This is a genomic window from Stenotrophomonas sp. SMYL11 (assembly GCF_036320005.1).
In the GTDB taxonomy this organism is placed as follows: Bacteria; Pseudomonadota; Gammaproteobacteria; order Xanthomonadales; family Xanthomonadaceae; genus Stenotrophomonas; species Stenotrophomonas maltophilia_A.
Genome location: NZ_JAWIRS010000010.1, coordinates 1 through 17,276 on the forward strand (window position 1 = coordinate 1; position 17,276 = coordinate 17,276).

The following is a 17,276-nucleotide window of genomic DNA, read 5'->3' on the forward strand; positions in this document are numbered from 1 at the left end:
CGTGGTATCACGATCTCGACCGCGCACGTCGAATACGAATCCCCGGTCCGTCACTACGCCCACGTCGATTGCCCGGGCCACGCTGACTACGTCAAGAACATGATCACCGGTGCCGCCCAGATGGACGGCGCGATCCTGGTGTGCTCGGCCGCTGACGGCCCGATGCCGCAGACCCGCGAGCACATCCTGCTGTCGCGTCAGGTCGGCGTGCCGTACATCGTCGTGTTCCTGAACAAGGCCGACATGGTTGACGACGCCGAGCTGCTCGAGCTGGTCGAGATGGAAGTGCGCGAGCTGCTGAGCAAGTACGACTTCCCGGGCGACGACACCCCGATCATCGCCGGTTCGGCCCGTCTGGCGCTGGAAGGCGACCAGAGCGACATCGGCGTGCCGGCCATCCTGAAGCTGGTCGATGCCCTGGACAGCTGGATCCCGGAGCCGGAGCGCGCGATCGACAAGCCGTTCCTGATGCCGGTGGAAGACGTGTTCTCGATCTCGGGCCGCGGCACCGTGGTGACCGGTCGTATCGAGCGCGGCGTGATCAAGGTTGGCGACGAAATCGAAATCGTCGGCATCCGTCCGGTGCAGAAGACCACCGTGACCGGCGTTGAAATGTTCCGCAAGCTGCTGGACCAGGGTCAGGCAGGCGACAACGCTGGCCTGCTGCTGCGCGGCACCAAGCGTGACGACGTCGAGCGTGGCCAGGTCCTGGCCAAGCCGGGTTCGATCAAGCCGCACACCAAGTTCGAAGGCGAAGTCTACGTCCTGTCGAAGGACGAAGGCGGCCGCCACACCCCGTTCTTCAACGGCTACCGTCCGCAGTTCTACTTCCGCACCACCGACATCACCGGCGCAGCTGCGCTGCCGGAAGGCGTCGAAATGGTGATGCCGGGTGACAACGTCAAGATGGTCGTCACCCTGATCAACCCGGTGGCAATGGACGAAGGCCTGCGCTTCGCCATCCGCGAAGGCGGCCGTACCGTCGGCGCCGGCGTGGTCTCGAAGATCATCGAGTAAGCCTGCAGTACCGGTGGTTGCATAGCGCCGCCGGTTACGCGAATGGCGGGCCGGGAACCTCGGTCCGCCTTCGCCGTCTAAGGGAAGGCAAGTTTTCAACGTACGCCAGTAGCTCAATTGGCAGAGCAGCGGTCTCCAAAACCGCAGGTTGGGGGTTCGAGTCCCTCCTGGCGTGCCATCTGCCCACCTTATCCAGCGGCCTGGGCCGCTAAAGCAGACACAGCCGGATGAATAGCAAGATCGAACACTCCAAGGACAACTCCGCCAACGGCGGGGATATCGTCAAGTATGTCGCCGCATCGCTGCTGGTGCTGGCCGGTCTGTTCGTCTGGTTCTGGTTCTCCGCCGACTCCGGTCGCGCCACCCAGCTGGGTGCGTGGGCGGGTCAGCTGCGTGCGTTGGCGGTTGTGGTCGGTCTGGTTGGCGGTATCGGCGTGTTCATGCTGACCGGCAAGGGGCGCGACACCCGCGAATTCCTCTCCGAGTCGCGCTTCGAACTGCGCAAGGTGGTCTGGCCGACGCGCCAGGAAGCCATCCGCATGACCTGGGTCGTGATGGTGGTGGTGACCATTCTCAGTCTGTTGCTGGGTGGGTTCGATTACGTCATTCAGTGGCTGGTTCAGTTGTTCCTGAGCCGCTAAGGAGAATTGCATGAAGCGTTGGTACGTCGTTCACGCCTATTCGGGCTTCGAGAAGTCGGTGGCGCAGGCTCTGCGCGATCGCATCGTCCGTGACGGCATGGAAGAGCGCTTCGGCGATGTCCTGGTCCCGACCGAAGAAGTGGTCGAGATGCGCGCTGGCCAGAAGCGCCGCTCCGAGCGCAAGTTCTTCCCGGGTTACGTGCTGGTCCAGATCGAGACCCACGAAGAAGCCGGTATTCCGCGCATCGACAACGAAAGCTGGCATCTGGTCAAGGAAACTCCGCGCGTGATGGGCTTCATCGGCGGCACCGCCGACCGTCCGCTGCCGATCGCCGATTCCGAGGCCGAAGCCATCCTGAACCGCGTTCAGGAAGGTGTCGAGAAGCCGCGTCCGAAGGTGCTGTTCGAGCCGGGCCAGATGGTCCGCGTCACCGACGGCCCGTTCAACGATTTCAATGGCGTCGTTGAAGAAGTCAACTACGAGAAGAGCCGTCTGCGCGTCTCGGTGCTGATCTTCGGCCGTGCCACTCCGGTCGAACTCGAGTTCGGCCAGGTCGAAAAAGCCGTCTGATCCGGCTGTGGGGTCGAGCAAGCTCGACCGCTACAGGACCAGAAACCGGGCGCTGCCCGGTTTCTCTCGTTTACGTGCTGCTTCAGGCATGTGAAGAAAAAACCTGATATAGTGCGCGGCTCCCCGCTGGGAAGCCAGCAGGACGAGGCCGCCGCAAGGTGGCCTTCAGCATGATTTCAAAACGCGATGCCGGGACGCGTGATTCCCGGTCCGATGGGGAGCCTGTTGTCGAAAGGCGCTAGCACCCGGAGAGTACTCACATGGCAAAGAAAGTTGTCGGTTACATCAAGCTGCAGGTGAAGGCCGGTCAGGCCAACCCCTCGCCGCCGGTCGGTCCTGCGCTGGGTCAGCGTGGTCTGAACATCATGGAATTCTGCAAGGCGTTCAACGCTGCCACGCAGAAGCTCGAGCCGGGTCTGCCGGTTCCGGTGATCATCACGGCCTACTCGGACCGTACGTTCACCTTCATCACCAAGAGCACCCCGGCCACCACCCTGCTGAAGAAGGCCGCTGGCATCTCGTCGGGCTCCAAGCGCCCGAACACCGAGAAGGTCGGCAAGGTCACCCGTAAGCAGCTGGAAGAGATCGCCAAGGCGAAGGAACCGGATCTGACTGCCGCCGATCTGGACGCTGCCGTGCGTACCATCGCTGGCTCTGCCCGTTCCATGGGCCTCGTGGTGGAGGGTTAATAAGATGGCACAGACCAAGCGTGAGAAGGCCATCAAGGCCGCCGTCGTTCCGGGCAAGGCATACGCCTTCGAGGACGCGATCAACATCCTGAAGAGCGCCACCAAGGCAAAGTTCGTCGAGTCGATCGACGTCGCTGTGCGCCTGGGCGTCGATGCGAAGAAGTCCGACCAGCAGGTCCGTGGCTCCACCGTGCTGCCGGCCGGTACCGGCAAGTCGGTCCGCGTCGCCGTGTTCGCTCCGGCCGGTGCCAAGGCTGACGAAGCTCTGGCCGCTGGCGCCGAAGCCGTCGGTATGGATGATCTGGCCGAGAAGATGCAGGCCGGCGATCTGAACTACGACGTCGTCATCGCGACCCCGGACGCCATGCGCGTCGTCGGTAAGCTGGGCACCGTGCTGGGCCCGCGCGGCCTGATGCCGAACCCGAAGGTCGGCACCGTTTCCCCGAACCCGGGTGAAGCCGTGAAGAACGCCAAGTCGGGTCAGGTCCGTTACCGCACCGACAAGGCCGGCATCATCCACTGCACCATCGGCAAGGCCGACTTCGCCGAAGACGCGCTGAAGTCGAACCTGACCGCGCTGCTGCTGGACCTGATCAAGGCCAAGCCGGCCACCTCGAAGGGCACCTACCTGCAGAAGGTTTCGGTCAGCTCGACGATGGGCCCGGGCGTCACCGTCGACCAGTCGTCGCTGACCCTGAAGTAATTGTTTCAAGCGGTCACGGTACCTTCGGTGCCGTGACCGTGACATTTGAAGGCATCGCTGGCCGTACATCGCCCGCGGTAGCCGTCAAAGACCGCAGGCGCGGTCGTGGCAATACCGGCGACGGGCACGGAAGCTCGATCTGGCAAGGAGTCGCCGCCGGAGCAGTCATGAGCGCTTAATCGATTCCCCGGAATCACCCTGCGTAGATGGTGCCCTTCTGGAGTTTTTCTGGTTCACGCACGTCTGGGTTTCCCAGGTTGGCCCACTCCAGGTCTAGAACGGCCCACCCCCGGAACATCATCCCGATGTTCCCGGCGTCCAGGATGGATGCCGCACAGGACCGCACACGGCAGGAGCCGTAAGCGGAGTTCAATAGGAGGAGTGCAATGGCTCTCAATCTGTCCCAGAAGCAAGAAGTAGTCGCCGAGCTGGCAGACGTCGCCGCCAAGGCCCACTCCTTGATCGCAGCCGAATACGCTGGCACCACGGTCGCCCAGATGACCGCGATGCGCAAGCAGGCTCGTGAAACCGGTGTTTTCTTGAAGGTTGTCAAGAACACCCTGGCTTCGCGCGCCGTTGAAGGCACCGAGTTCGCAGTCGCCCAGGACCAGATGGTTGGTCCGCTGCTGTACGCGTTCTCGCTCGAGGAGCCCGGCGCTGCCGGTCGCCTGATCAAGGAAGCCGCCAAGGGCAACGACAAGCTGAAGGCTAAGGTCGTCGCCATCGGTGGCGAAGTGTTCCCGGCAAGCCACGTCGAAGTGCTGGCCTCGCTGCCGACCCGCGACCAGGCCCTGGCCATGCTGGCCCGCGTCCTGACCGAGCCGGTCACGATGTTTGCCCGCGCCATCAAGGCCGTTGGCGAGAAGCAGGGTGGTGGCGACGTCGCCGCCGACGCTGCCGAGCCGGCCGCCGAGACCGCCTGAGTTTCGACTTACCGTGGTTCCTGACGGAACCTCAACCCAGAAAATCATCCAAAGGTATTAATCATGTCCCTTACCAACGAACAGATCGTCGACGCCATCGCCGAGAAGTCCCTGATGGAAGTGATGGAGCTGGTCAAGGCCATCGAAGAGAAGTTCGGCGTCTCCGCCGCTGCTCCGGTTGCCGTGGCTGCTGCCGCTGGCCCGGCCGCTGCTGTTGAAGAGCAGACCGAGTTCACCGTCACCCTGAAGTCGGCCGGCGACAAGAAGGTCGAAGTCATCAAGGCCGTCCGCGCCATCACCGGCCTGGGCCTGAAGGAAGCGAAGGACCTGGCCGAAGCCGGTGGCGTCCTGAAGGAAGGCGCTTCGAAGGACGACGCCGAGAAGATGAAGAAGGACCTGGAAGCTGCTGGCGCGACTGTCGAAGTCAAGTAAGCAGTTACCTTGCATCGTCACCGATTCACGGCGATGCAGCCAAGGCTGGGGGCGTAAGCCCCCGGCCTTTGGTCGTTGTTGCGGAGTTGTAGAGTCGACTGTCAGTCGACTGCTGTGAAGGAAGTCGACTAACAGTCGACTCTACCGTTTCAAAAGCAGAAAAAGCCCAACACGGGCTGCGGTCAGACCCCGGCAGGCCAGCGCAGAGCGCGGCAGCGGGGGAGTGGATGCAGACGAGTTGGCAGTTGGAAGTAGCGGGAGAAGGCGTGCTGGTGCCGGCAATACCAGCGACTTCCAACTGACAATTTCAAGTTCCCTTCGGATCGTGGGCGCACGATCCGCACAACAAGGTGGAAGACCTCATGACGTCCTATTCGTTCACCGAAAAAAAGCGTATCCGCAAGGATTTCGGCAAGCAGCGCTCGATTCTCGAAGTGCCGTTCCTGCTCGCCATCCAGGTGGATTCCTATCGTGAATTCCTGCAGGAAAACGTCGATCCGGCCAAGCGCACGGACCACGGCCTGCACGCTGCGCTGAAGTCGGTCTTCCCGATCGCCAGCTACAGCGGCAACGCTGCCCTGGAATACGTCGGCTACAAGCTGGGCGAGCCGGTCTTCGACGAGCGTGAGTGCCGCCAGCGTGGCATGAGCTACGGCGCCCCGCTGCGCGTGACCGTGCGCCTGGTGATCTACGACCGTGAGTCGTCGACCAAGGCCATCAAGTACGTGAAGGAGCAGGAGGTCTATCTGGGCGAAATCCCGCTGATGACCGAGAACGGCACCTTCATCGTCAACGGCACCGAGCGCGTCATCGTCTCGCAGCTGCACCGTTCGCCGGGCGTGTTCTTCGACCACGACCGTGGCAAGACCCACAGCTCGGGCAAGCTGCTGTACAGCGCCCGCATCATTCCTTACCGCGGTTCCTGGCTGGACTTCGAGTTCGACCCGAAGGATGCGCTGTTCACCCGTATCGACCGTCGCCGCAAGCTGCCGGTGTCGATCCTGCTGCGCGCGCTCGGCTACAGCAACGAAGAAATGCTGGCCGAGTTCTTCGAGATCAACACCTTCCACATCAACCCGGATGAAGGCGTCCAGCTGGAGCTGGTGCCGGAGCGCCTGCGTGGCGAAACCCTGGGCTTTGACCTCGCCGACGGCGACAAGGTCATCGTGGAAGCCGGCAAGCGCATCACCGCGCGCCACATCAAGCAGCTGGAAGCCTCGGGCATCGCCGCCCTGGCCGTGCCGGACGACTACATCGTCGGCCGCATCCTGTCGCACGACGTGGTCGACGCCTCGACCGGCGAACTGCTGGCCCAGGCCAATGACGAGATCACCGACGAGCAGCTGCAGGCCTTCCGCAAGGCCGGTGTGGATGCCGTGGGCACCCTGTGGGTGAACGATCTGGATCGTGGCCCGTACCTGTCCAACACCCTGCGCATCGACCCGACCAAGACCCAGCTGGAAGCCCTGGTCGAGATCTACCGCATGATGCGTCCGGGCGAGCCGCCGACCAAGGATGCCGCGCAGAACCTGTTCCACAACCTGTTCTTCACCTTCGAGCGCTACGACCTGTCCGCGGTCGGCCGCATGAAGTTCAACCGTCGCGTGGGCCGCAAGGAAACCACCGGCGAAGCCGTGCTGTACGACCGCAAGTACTACGGTGAGCGCAACGACGAAGAGTCCAAGCGTCTGGTCGCCGCCCATGGCGACAGCTCCGACATCCTGGACGTGATCAAGGTCCTGACCGAGATCCGCAACGGTCGTGGCGTGGTCGATGACATCGATCACCTGGGCAACCGTCGCGTGCGTTCGGTCGGCGAAATGGCCGAGAACGTGTTCCGCGTGGGCCTGGTCCGCGTCGAGCGCGCGGTCAAGGAGCGCCTGTCGATGGCCGAGTCGGAAGGCCTGACCCCGCAGGAGCTGATCAACGCCAAGCCGGTCGCCGCTGCCATCAAGGAGTTCTTCGGCTCCTCGCAGCTGTCGCAGTTCATGGACCAGAACAACCCGCTGTCGGAAGTGACCCACAAGCGTCGCGTTTCGGCCCTGGGCCCGGGCGGCCTGACCCGTGAGCGCGCCGGCTTCGAAGTGCGCGACGTGCACCCGACCCATTACGGCCGCGTCTGCACCATCGAAACCCCGGAAGGCCCGAACATCGGCCTGATCAACTCGCTGGCCGTGTACGCCCGCACCAACCAGTACGGTTTCCTCGAGACCCCGTACCGCAAGGTCGTGGACGGCAAGGTCTATGACGAAGTCGAGTTCCTGTCGGCGATCGAAGAAAACGAGTACGTCATTGCGCAGGCCAACGCCCTGACCAATGCCGACAGCGTGCTGACCGAACAGTTCGTTCCGTGCCGCTTCCAGGGCGAGTCGCTGCTGAAGCCGCCGGCGGAAGTCCACTTCATGGACGTCTCGCCGATGCAGACCGTGTCGATCGCGGCCGCGCTGGTTCCGTTCCTGGAGCACGATGACGCAAACCGCGCACTGATGGGCGCCAACATGCAGCGTCAGGCGGTGCCGACCCTGCGTGCGCAGAAGCCGCTGGTCGGTACCGGCATCGAGCGCGCCGTGGCGCGTGACTCGGGCGTGACCGTGAACGCCCGTCGTGGTGGCGAGATCGTGCAGATCGACGCCGCCCGCATCGTGGTCAAGGTCAACGAGGAAGAGATCGTTGGCGCCACCGACGCAGGCGTGGACATCTACAACCTGGTCAAGTACACCCGTTCGAACCAGAACACCTGCATCAACCAGCGTCCGCTGGTCCAGGTGGGTGACGTCATCGCCCGCGGCGACGTGCTGGCCGACGGTCCGTCCACCGACATCGGCGAACTGGCCCTGGGCCAGAACATGCTGATCGCGTTCATGCCGTGGAACGGCTACAACTTCGAAGACTCCATCCTGCTCTCCGAGCGCGTGGTGGAAGAGGATCGTTACACCACGATCCACATCGAAGAGCTGACCTGCGTCGCGCGTGACACCAAGCTGGGGCCGGAGGAAATTTCCGCCGACATCCCGAACGTCTCCGAGCAGGCGCTGAACCGCCTGGACGAGAGCGGCGTGGTGTACATCGGTGCCGAAGTCCGCGCCGGCGACATCATGGTCGGCAAGGTCACGCCGAAGGGCGAAAGCCAGCTGACCCCGGAAGAGAAGCTGCTGCGCGCGATCTTCGGCGAGAAGGCTTCGGACGTTAAGGACAGCTCGCTGCGCGTTCCGCCGGGCATGGACGGCACCGTCATCGACGTGCAGGTCTTCACCCGCGACGGTATCGAGAAGGACAAGCGCGCCCGCCAGATCGAAGAGTCTGAAATCAAGCGCGTCAAGAAGGACTTCGACGACCAGTTCCGCATCCTGGAAGCGGCCATCTACATGCGTCTGCGTTCGCAGATCGTGGGCAAGGTGGTCAACGGTGGCGCTGGCCTGAAGAAGGGTGACGTGATCACCGACGCCTTCCTGGACGGCCTGAAGAAGGCTGACTGGTTCGCCCTGCGCATGAAGGACGAAGACGCTTCGGAAGCCATCGAGCGCGCGCAGAAGCAGATCCAGGCGCACGAGAAGGAATTCGAGCGTCGCTTCGCCGACAAGCGCGGCAAGATCACCGCCGGTGACGACCTCGCCCCGGGCGTGCTGAAGATGGTCAAGGTGTTCCTGGCCGTGAAGCGCCGCATCCAGCCGGGCGACAAGATGGCAGGCCGCCACGGCAACAAGGGTGTGGTCTCCAACGTGGTGCCGGTCGAGGACATGCCGTACATGGCCTCGGGCGAGACCGTGGACATCGTGCTGAACCCGCTGGGCGTGCCGTCGCGCATGAACATCGGCCAGATCCTGGAAGTGCATCTGGGCTGGGCTGCCAAGGGCCTGGGCCGCAAGATCCAGGCGATGATGGAAGCCCAGGCGGCGGTTGCCGACCTGCGCAAGTTCCTGGACGACATCTACAACCACGACGACACCAACGTGGCCAACCGTGTCGACCTGTCGCAGTTCAGCGACGAGGAACTGCTGCGTCTGGCCCGTAACCTCACCGACGGCGTGCCGATGGCCACCCCGGTGTTCGACGGCGCCACCGAAGCGGAAATCAAGCGCATGCTGGAACTGGCCGACCTGCCGAGCAGTGGCCAGACCCAGCTGTACGACGGCCGCACCGGTGAAGCGTTCGATCGCCACACCACCGTGGGTTACATGCACTACCTGAAGCTGAACCACCTGGTCGACGACAAGATGCACGCCCGTTCGACCGGTCCGTACTCGCTCGTCACCCAGCAGCCGCTGGGCGGCAAGGCGCAGTTCGGCGGCCAGCGCTTCGGTGAAATGGAAGTCTGGGCGCTGGAAGCCTACGGCGCGGCCTACACCCTGCAGGAAATGCTGACGGTGAAGTCCGATGACGTGCAGGGCCGCAACCAGATGTACAAGAACATCGTCGACGGTGAGCACGAGATGGTCGCGGGCATGCCGGAATCCTTCAACGTGCTCGTGAAGGAAATCCGCTCGCTGGCCATCAACATGGAACTGGAAGACAACTGATCCATGCCGGCGCGGCGGTTCGCCGCCGCGCCGCTGGCAGTCAACTGAAAGCCCATCGACACAGCATTCCTCCTTCTGGAGAACACCATGAAAGACCTGCTCAACCTCTTCAACCAGCAGCGCCAGACGCTGGACTTCGACGCGATCAAGATCGCGCTGGCTTCGCCGGACCTGATCCGTTCGTGGTCCTTCGGCGAAGTGAAGAAGCCGGAAACCATCAACTACCGTACCTTCAAGCCGGAACGCGACGGCCTGTTCTGCGCCGCCATCTTCGGCCCGGTGAAGGACTACGAGTGCCTGTGCGGCAAGTACAAGCGCATGAAGCACCGCGGCGTGGTCTGCGAAAAGTGCGGCACCGAAGTGACCCTGGCCAAGGTGCGTCGTGAGCGCATGGGCCACATCGACCTGGCTTCGCCGGTCGCGCACATCTGGTTCCTGAAGTCGCTGCCGTCGCGCATCGGCCTGATGCTGGACATGACCCTGCGCGACATCGAGCGCGTGCTGTACTTCGAAGCCTACGTGGTGACCGAGCCGGGCCTGACCGCCCTGGAACGCCGCCAGCTGCTGACCGAAGAACAGTACCTGCAGGCCCGCCAGGAGCACGGTGACGACTTCGACGCCGCCATGGGCGCCGAGGCCGTGTACGAACTGCTGCGCACGATCGACCTGCAGTCGGAAATGACCCGCCTGCGCGAGGAAATCGCCGCGACCGGTTCGGAAACCAAGCTCAAGCGCCTCACCAAGCGCATCAAGCTGATCGAAGCCTTCCTGGAATCGGGCAACCGTCCGGAATGGATGGTCATGACCGTGCTGCCGGTGCTGCCGCCGGACCTGCGTCCGCTGGTCCCGCTGGATGGCGGACGCTTCGCGACCTCCGACCTGAACGACCTGTACCGCCGCGTCATCAACCGTAACAACCGCCTGCGCCGCCTGCTCGAACTGAGCGCGCCGGACATCATCGTGCGCAATGAAAAGCGCATGCTGCAGGAATCGGTCGATGCGCTGCTGGACAACGGCCGTCGTGGCCGTGCCATCACCGGCACCAACAAGCGCCCGCTGAAGTCGCTGGCCGACATGATCAAGGGCAAGCAGGGCCGCTTCCGCCAGAACCTGCTGGGCAAGCGCGTCGACTACTCGGGCCGTTCGGTCATCGTGGTCGGTCCGTACCTGCGCCTGCACCAGTGTGGCCTGCCGAAGAAGATGGCGCTTGAGCTGTTCAAGCCGTTCGTCTTCGCCAAGCTGCAGCGTCGTGGCCTGGCCACCACCATCAAGGCCGCCAAGAAGCTGGTCGAGCGCGAAGAAGCCGAAGTCTGGGACATCCTGGAAGAGGTCATCCGCGAGCATCCGGTGATGCTGAACCGTGCACCGACCCTGCACCGTCTGGGCATCCAGGCGTTCGAGCCGGTGCTGATCGAAGGCAAGGCCATCCAGCTGCACCCGCTGGTCTGCACCGCGTTCAACGCCGACTTCGACGGTGACCAGATGGCCGTCCACGTGCCGCTCTCGCTGGAAGCCCAGCTGGAAGCGCGTGCGCTGATGATGTCGACCAACAACATCCTGTCGCCGGCCAACGGCGAGCCGATCATCGTGCCGTCGCAGGACGTCGTGCTGGGTCTGTACTACATGACCCGCTCGCTGGAAAACAAGAAGGGCGAGGGCATGGCCTTCGCCAACATCGCCGAAGTGAAGCGTGCCTACGACAACCGCGTGGTGGAACTGCACGCGCGCGTCAAGGTCCGCATCACCGAAGTGGTGACCGACGAGGACGGCAACAAGCAGAACAAGACCTCGATCGTGGACACCACGATCGGTCGCGCCCTGCTGGCTGAAATCCTGCCGGAAGGCCTGCCGTTCGCGCTGGCCAACACCGAGCTGACCAAGAAGAACATCAGCCGCCTGATCAACTCCAGCTACCGCCAGCTGGGTCTGAAGGACACGGTCGTGTTCGCCGACAAGCTGATGTACACCGGCTTCGCCTACGCGACCCGCGCCGGCGTCTCGATCGGCATCGACGACATGCTGATCCCGGACGAGAAGAAGGGCATCCTCACCGAGGCCGAAGCCGAAGTGCTGGAAATCCAGGAGCAGTACCAGTCGGGTCTGGTCACCGCCGGCGAGCGCTACAACAAGGTGGTCGACATCTGGTCGCGCACCAACGAGCGCATCGCCAAGGCGATGATGGACACCATCGGCACCGAGAAGGTCGTCAATGCCAAGGGTGAGACCATCGACCAGAAGTCGATGAACTCGCTGTACATCATGGCCGACTCCGGTGCGCGTGGTTCGCAGGCGCAGATCCGTCAGCTGGCCGGCATGCGCGGCCTGATGGCCCGCCCGGACGGCTCGATCATCGAGACGCCCATCAAGGCGAACTTCCGCGAAGGCCTGAACGTGCAGGAGTACTTCAACTCCACCCACGGTGCCCGTAAGGGTCTGGCCGATACCGCGCTGAAGACCGCGAACTCGGGTTACCTGACCCGTCGTCTGGTCGACGTCGCGCAGGACGTGGTGATCACCGAGGTGGATTGCGGTACCACCGAAGGCCTGATCATGACCCCGATCGTGGAAGGCGGCGACGTGGTCGAGCCGCTGAAGGACCGCGTGCTGGGTCGCGTGGTTGCCGAGGACGTGTTCCTGCCGGGCAACGACGAAGATCCGATCGTCACCCGCAACACCCTGCTGGACGAAGCCTGGGTCGCCAAGCTGGAAGATGCCGGCGTGCAGACCATCAAGGTCCGCTCGACCATCTCCTGCGAATCGGCCTTCGGTGTCTGCTCGCGCTGCTACGGCCGCGATCTGGCCCGTGGCCACCTGGTCAACATCGGTGAAGCGGTCGGCGTCATCGCCGCCCAGTCCATCGGTGAGCCGGGTACCCAGCTGACCATGCGTACTTTCCACATCGGTGGTGCGGCGTCGCGAGCTGCTGCGGTCGACAACATCACCGTCAAGACCACCGGCTCGGTCAAGTTCAGCAACCTCAAGTCGGTCGAGCACGCCAACGGCTCGCTGGTGGCAGTGTCGCGCTCGGGCGAAATCTCGGTGCTCGATGCCCATGGCCGTGAGCGTGAGCGTTACAAGCTGCCGTACGGTGCGACCATCACGTCCAAGGACGGTGATGCGATCAAGGCTGGCCAGACCGTGGCCAACTGGGATCCGCATAACCACCCGATCGTGTCGGAAGTGGCCGGCTTCATCCGCTTCATCGACTTCGTCGATGGCGTCACCGTCATCGAGAAGACCGACGAGCTGACCGGCCTCGCGTCGCGCGAAATCACCGATCCGAAGCGTCGTGGTACCCAGGCCAAGGACCTGCGCCCGATCGTGCGCATCGTCGACGCCAAGGGCAACGACCTGTCGATCCCGGGCACCGATCTGCCGGCGCAGTACCTGCTGCCGCCGCGCTCGATCGTCAACCTGCAGGACGGCGCTGCCGTCGGCGTGGGTGACGTGGTCGCCAAGATTCCGCAGGAAGCGTCGAAGACCCGCGACATCACCGGTGGTCTGCCGCGCGTGGCCGATCTGTTCGAAGCGCGCAAGCCGAAGGATCCGGCGGTGCTGGCCGAGCGTTCGGGCATCATCAGCTTCGGCAAGGACACCAAGGGCAAGCAGCGCCTGATCATCAAGGACACCGATGGTTCGGAGCACGAAGAGCTGATCCCGAAGTACCGCCAGGTCATCGTGTTCGAAGGCGAGCATGTCACCAAGGGTGAAACCATCGTGGACGGCGAGCCGAGCCCGCAGGACATCCTGCGTCTGCTGGGTGTCGAACCGCTGGCTGCCTACCTGGTGAAGGAAATCCAGGACGTGTACCGCCTGCAGGGCGTGAAGATCAACGACAAGCACATCGAGGTGATCACCCGCCAGATGCTGCGCAAGGTCGAGATCACCGACCAGGGCAGCAGCAAGTTCCTGAACGGCGAACAGGTGGAGCGTCAGCGCGTTATCGAGGAGAATGCGCGCCTGTCGACCCGCAACGAGCTGCCGGCGCACTTCGATCCGGTCCTGCTGGGTATCACCAAGGCCTCGCTGGCGACCGAATCGTTCATCTCGGCCGCGTCGTTCCAGGAAACCACCCGCGTGCTGACCGAAGCGGCCGTCCGCGGCACCTCGGACAACCTGCGTGGCCTGAAGGAAAACGTCATCGTGGGTCGCCTGATTCCGGCCGGTACCGGCCTGGCGTACCACAGCAACCGCCGTCGCGGCGCTTCCGGTCTCACCGAGTCGGAAATGCAGACCCTGGCCGGTACTCCGGCTTCGGTCGAGGCAGCGGTGGTTGAAGCCGAAGCTGAACAGGCGACTGGCGAAGAATGAGGTATCCGGTCCGGCCGCAAGGCCGGACCACCCCATCGGTCCATCGATGGGATTGGGAAAGGGCAGGGGAGATCGTCCGCGATCGACCCGGCCAACCTGAACGGGGTACATGGAGGCCCCCCAGTAACGTTCCGGGATCAGGAACGGGCTTGACAGGAGGCGTTTGACTGCTTTCCTGGCAGGTTGCTACAATCGTCTGTCTCAGCAGGCCAAAATTTTGGCCTGCTTTAACATTTCCGCATCTCTGGCCGGATTTTCCGGCCTCCAATCAGAAGAACCTACTGATGGCGACGATCAACCAGCTGGTCCGCAAGCCGCGGCAAGCGACCACCTACAAGAGTGCCTCGCCGGCGCTCGACAAGTGCCCGCAGCGCCGTGGCGTCTGCACCCGTGTCTACACCACCACTCCGAAGAAGCCGAACTCGGCTCTGCGCAAGGTTGCCAAGGTCCGCCTGACCAACCAGGAAGAAGTGATTTCCTACATCGGTGGTGAAGGCCACAACCTGCAGGAGCACTCCGTGGTCCTGATCCGCGGCGGTCGCGTCAAGGACCTGCCGGGTGTGCGTTACCACACCGTTCGTGGCTCGCTCGACGCCGCCGGCGTTGCCAAGCGTCGCCAGGCCCGTTCCAAGTACGGCGCCAAGCGTCCGAAGGCATAAGGAGAGAGCACTATGTCGCGTAAGGGTAATACTCCGCAGCGTTCCGTCCTGCCCGATCCGAAGCACGGAAGCGAAACCATCGCCCGCTTCATCAACATGGTCATGCAGAGCGGCAAGAAGTCCGTCGCCGAAAAGATCGTGTACGGCGCCATGGACGTGATCACCGAGAAGAACAGCAGCGCCAACGCCATCGAACTGGTGCAGAAGGCTCTGGACAACGTCGCTCCGGCGGTCGAAGTCAAGTCACGCCGCGTCGGTGGTGCCACCTACCAGGTGCCGGTCGAAGTGCGTTCTTCGCGCAAAATGGCCCTGGCCATGCGCTGGCTGATCGACTCCGCGCGCAAGCGTGGTGAGAACACCATGCCGAAGAAGCTGGCTGCTGAACTGATCGACGCCTCGGAAAACCGTGGCGGCGCCATCAAGAAGCGCGAAGAAACCCACCGCATGGCCGAAGCCAACAAGGCATTCGCCCACTACCGCTGGTGAGTTTGACGGCCTTGTAAAACAGGCAGGGCAGCACCACTTCGGTGCGTGCTGCCTCGCGGTCCCAGAAGGACTGCGCCAATCCGAAGGCCGCCGAAAGGCGGCGTTCGGCCATCCGAAATCCAAGAAATCTGAGAGGCTCCCGTGGCCCGTTCCACTCCCATCGAGCGTTACCGTAACTTCGGCATCATGGCTCACATCGATGCCGGCAAGACCACCACGTCCGAGCGCATCCTGTTCTACACCGGCAAGAGCCACAAGATCGGTGAAGTGCACGACGGCGCCGCCACCATGGACTGGATGGAGCAGGAGCAGGAGCGTGGCATCACGATCCAGTCCGCTGCCACCACCGCGTTCTGGAAGGGCATGGACAAGTCCCTGCCGGAGCATCGCTTCAACATCATCGACACCCCCGGGCACGTCGACTTCACCATCGAAGTGGAGCGCTCGCTGCGCGTGCTCGACGGTGCCGTCTTCGTCCTGTGCGCCGTCGGTGGCGTGCAGCCGCAGTCGGAAACCGTGTGGCGCCAGGCCAACAAGTACCACGTGCCGCGCATCGCGTTCGTCAACAAGATGGACCGCACTGGTGCCAACTTCCAGAAGGTCGTCGGCCAGCTGAAGGCCAAGCTGGGCGCGGTTGCCGTGCCGATGCAGCTGCCGATCGGCGCTGAAGACAACTTCAAGGGCGTCGTCGACCTGCTGAAGATGAAGGCCATTCATTGGGATGAGGCTTCGCAGGGCATGAAGTTCGAGTACGGTGAAATCCCGGCCGAGCTGCAGGGTCCGGCTGAAGAGGCTCGCCAGTTCATGGTCGAGACCGCTGCCGAAGCCAGCGAAGAGCTGATGGAAAAGTACCTGGGCGGCGAAGAGCTGGCCGAGGCTGAAATCATCAACGCGCTGCGTACCCGCACCCTGGCCACCGAGATCGTGCCGATGTACTGCGGCTCGGCCTTCAAGAACAAGGGCGTGCAGGCCATGCTGGACGGCGTGATCCAGCTGCTGCCGTCGCCGGTCGACGTGCCGGACGTGAAGGGCGTGGACGTTGACGACGACACCGTCGAAATGACCCGCAAGTCGGACGACAAGGCTCCGTTCTCGTCGCTGGCCTTCAAGATCATCACCGACCCGTTCGTCGGCGCGCTGACCTTCTTCCGTGTCTACTCGGGCACCCTGAACGGTGGTGACACCGTGCTGAACTCGGTGAAGGGCAAGAAGGAGCGCATCGGCCGCATCCTGCAGATGCACTCGAACAACCGCGAGGAAATCAAGGAAGTTCTGGCCGGTGACATCGCCGCTGCCGTGGGCCTGAAGGACACCACCACCGGCGACACCCTGTGCGCCGTGGACGCCCCGATCATCCTGGAGCGCATGACGTTCCCGGAGCCGGTGATCTCGATGGCCGTCGAGCCGAAGACCAAGTCGGACCAGGAAAAGATGGGCCTGGCGCTGGGCCGTCTGGCGCAGGAAGATCCGTCGTTCCGCGTCAAGACCGACGAAGAATCCGGCCAGACCATCATCTCGGGCATGGGCGAGCTGCACCTGGACATCATCGTCGACCGCCTGAAGCGCGAGTTCAACGTTGAAGCCAACGTCGGCGCGCCGCAGGTGGCCTACCGCGAAACCATCACCCTGGCCGACGTCAAGTCGGACTACAAGCACGCCAAGCAGTCCGGTGGTAAGGGTCAGTACGGTCACGTCGTGATCGAACTGTCGCCGATCACCGCTGAAGACCGTGCCGATCCGAAGCTGGCTCCGGCCATCAAGGACGACTTCCTGTTCATCAACGACATCACCGGCGGCGTGATCCCGAAGGAATTCATTCCGTCGGTTGAAAAGGGCCTGCGCGAAACCATCACCAGCGGTCCGCTGGCTGGCTTCCCGGTCGTGGACGTCAAGGTGAAGCTGGTGTTCGGTTCGTACCACGACGTCGACTCCTCGGAAATGGCGTTCAAGCTGGCTTCGTCGATGGCCTTCAAGCAGGGCTTCGCCAAGGCCAAGCCGGTGCTGCTGGAGCCGATCATGAAGGTCGAGATCGTGACCCCGGAGGATTACCAGGGTGACGTGATGGGCGACGTCAGCCGTCGTCGCGGCGTGCTGCAGGGTTCCGACACCACCGGTGACGGCTCCGCTTCGATCATCAACGCGATGATCCCGCTGGGTGAAATGTTCGGCTACGCCACTGCGCTGCGTTCGCAGACCCAGGGCCGCGCCACCTTCACCATGGAATTCGATCACTACGAGCCGGCTCCGACCAACATCGCCGAAGCCGTCATGAAGAAGGGCTGAGCTTCGCTCAGCCTCTCTTGAAACCACTTACGAACAATCAAGGT

At 63.3% G+C, this 17,276-nt stretch carries 12 protein-coding genes and 1 tRNA gene; all 13 read left to right on the top strand.

Translation table 11 applies throughout. The features are described from left to right. Window positions 1-1,017, top strand: a 1,017-nt coding sequence (gene tuf, locus V3B46_RS14100) for an elongation factor Tu (protein ID WP_088481071.1), incomplete at its 5' end; no start/stop codon positions are given. A gap of 102 nt (window positions 1,018-1,119) precedes the next feature. Beyond that, window positions 1,120-1,195 (top strand) — tRNA-Trp (locus V3B46_RS14105). A gap of 49 nt (window positions 1,196-1,244) precedes the next feature. Then, window positions 1,245-1,658 (top strand): preprotein translocase subunit SecE, encoded by a 414-nt coding sequence (gene secE / locus V3B46_RS14110; protein WP_005408202.1) that lies wholly within the window; start codon window positions 1,245-1,247, stop codon window positions 1,656-1,658. Between the two features lie 10 nt (window positions 1,659-1,668). Further along, window positions 1,669-2,229 (top strand): transcription termination/antitermination protein NusG, encoded by a 561-nt coding sequence (gene nusG, locus V3B46_RS14115; RefSeq protein WP_004154362.1) that lies wholly within the window; start codon window positions 1,669-1,671, stop codon window positions 2,227-2,229. A gap of 260 nt (window positions 2,230-2,489) precedes the next feature. Further along, window positions 2,490-2,918 (top strand): 50S ribosomal protein L11, encoded by a 429-nt coding sequence (gene rplK, locus V3B46_RS14120; protein ID WP_004145248.1) that lies wholly within the window; start codon window positions 2,490-2,492, stop codon window positions 2,916-2,918. Between the two features lie 4 nt (window positions 2,919-2,922). Continuing rightward, window positions 2,923-3,621: a 50S ribosomal protein L1 gene (rplA, locus tag V3B46_RS14125; RefSeq protein WP_004154350.1), complete on the top strand. Its 699-nt coding sequence runs from the start codon at window positions 2,923-2,925 to the stop codon at window positions 3,619-3,621. Between the two features lie 386 nt (window positions 3,622-4,007). After that, complete coding sequence (rplJ, locus tag V3B46_RS14130; protein WP_010480377.1) at window positions 4,008-4,544, top strand: 50S ribosomal protein L10; 537 nt, start codon at window positions 4,008-4,010, stop codon at window positions 4,542-4,544. 63 nt (window positions 4,545-4,607) lie between these two features. Beyond that, the gene (rplL, locus tag V3B46_RS14135) at window positions 4,608-4,976 is read left to right on the top strand and encodes a 50S ribosomal protein L7/L12 (protein ID WP_010480374.1); all 369 of its coding nucleotides are present in this window, start codon (window positions 4,608-4,610) and stop codon (window positions 4,974-4,976) included. Between the two features lie 362 nt (window positions 4,977-5,338). Then, complete coding sequence (gene rpoB / locus V3B46_RS14140) at window positions 5,339-9,493, top strand: DNA-directed RNA polymerase subunit beta (RefSeq protein WP_054171082.1); 4,155 nt, start codon at window positions 5,339-5,341, stop codon at window positions 9,491-9,493. Between the two features lie 87 nt (window positions 9,494-9,580). After that, window positions 9,581-13,804 carry a DNA-directed RNA polymerase subunit beta' gene (gene rpoC / locus V3B46_RS14145; RefSeq protein WP_154262430.1) on the top strand — a complete coding sequence of 1,408 codons (4,224 nt, stop codon included), beginning with the start codon at window positions 9,581-9,583 and terminating at the stop codon, window positions 13,802-13,804. A 284-nt stretch (window positions 13,805-14,088) separates the two neighbouring features. After that, the gene (gene rpsL, locus V3B46_RS14150; protein ID WP_004145320.1) at window positions 14,089-14,463 is read left to right on the top strand and encodes a 30S ribosomal protein S12; all 375 of its coding nucleotides are present in this window, start codon (window positions 14,089-14,091) and stop codon (window positions 14,461-14,463) included. A 12-nt stretch (window positions 14,464-14,475) separates the two neighbouring features. After that, complete coding sequence (gene rpsG / locus V3B46_RS14155; RefSeq protein ID WP_004145321.1) at window positions 14,476-14,949, top strand: 30S ribosomal protein S7; 474 nt, start codon at window positions 14,476-14,478, stop codon at window positions 14,947-14,949. Between the two features lie 141 nt (window positions 14,950-15,090). Next, window positions 15,091-17,232, top strand: coding sequence for an elongation factor G (gene fusA, locus V3B46_RS14160; protein WP_005412341.1), 2,142 nt, complete (start codon window positions 15,091-15,093; stop codon window positions 17,230-17,232). Window positions 17,233-17,276 lie beyond the last annotated feature (44 nt).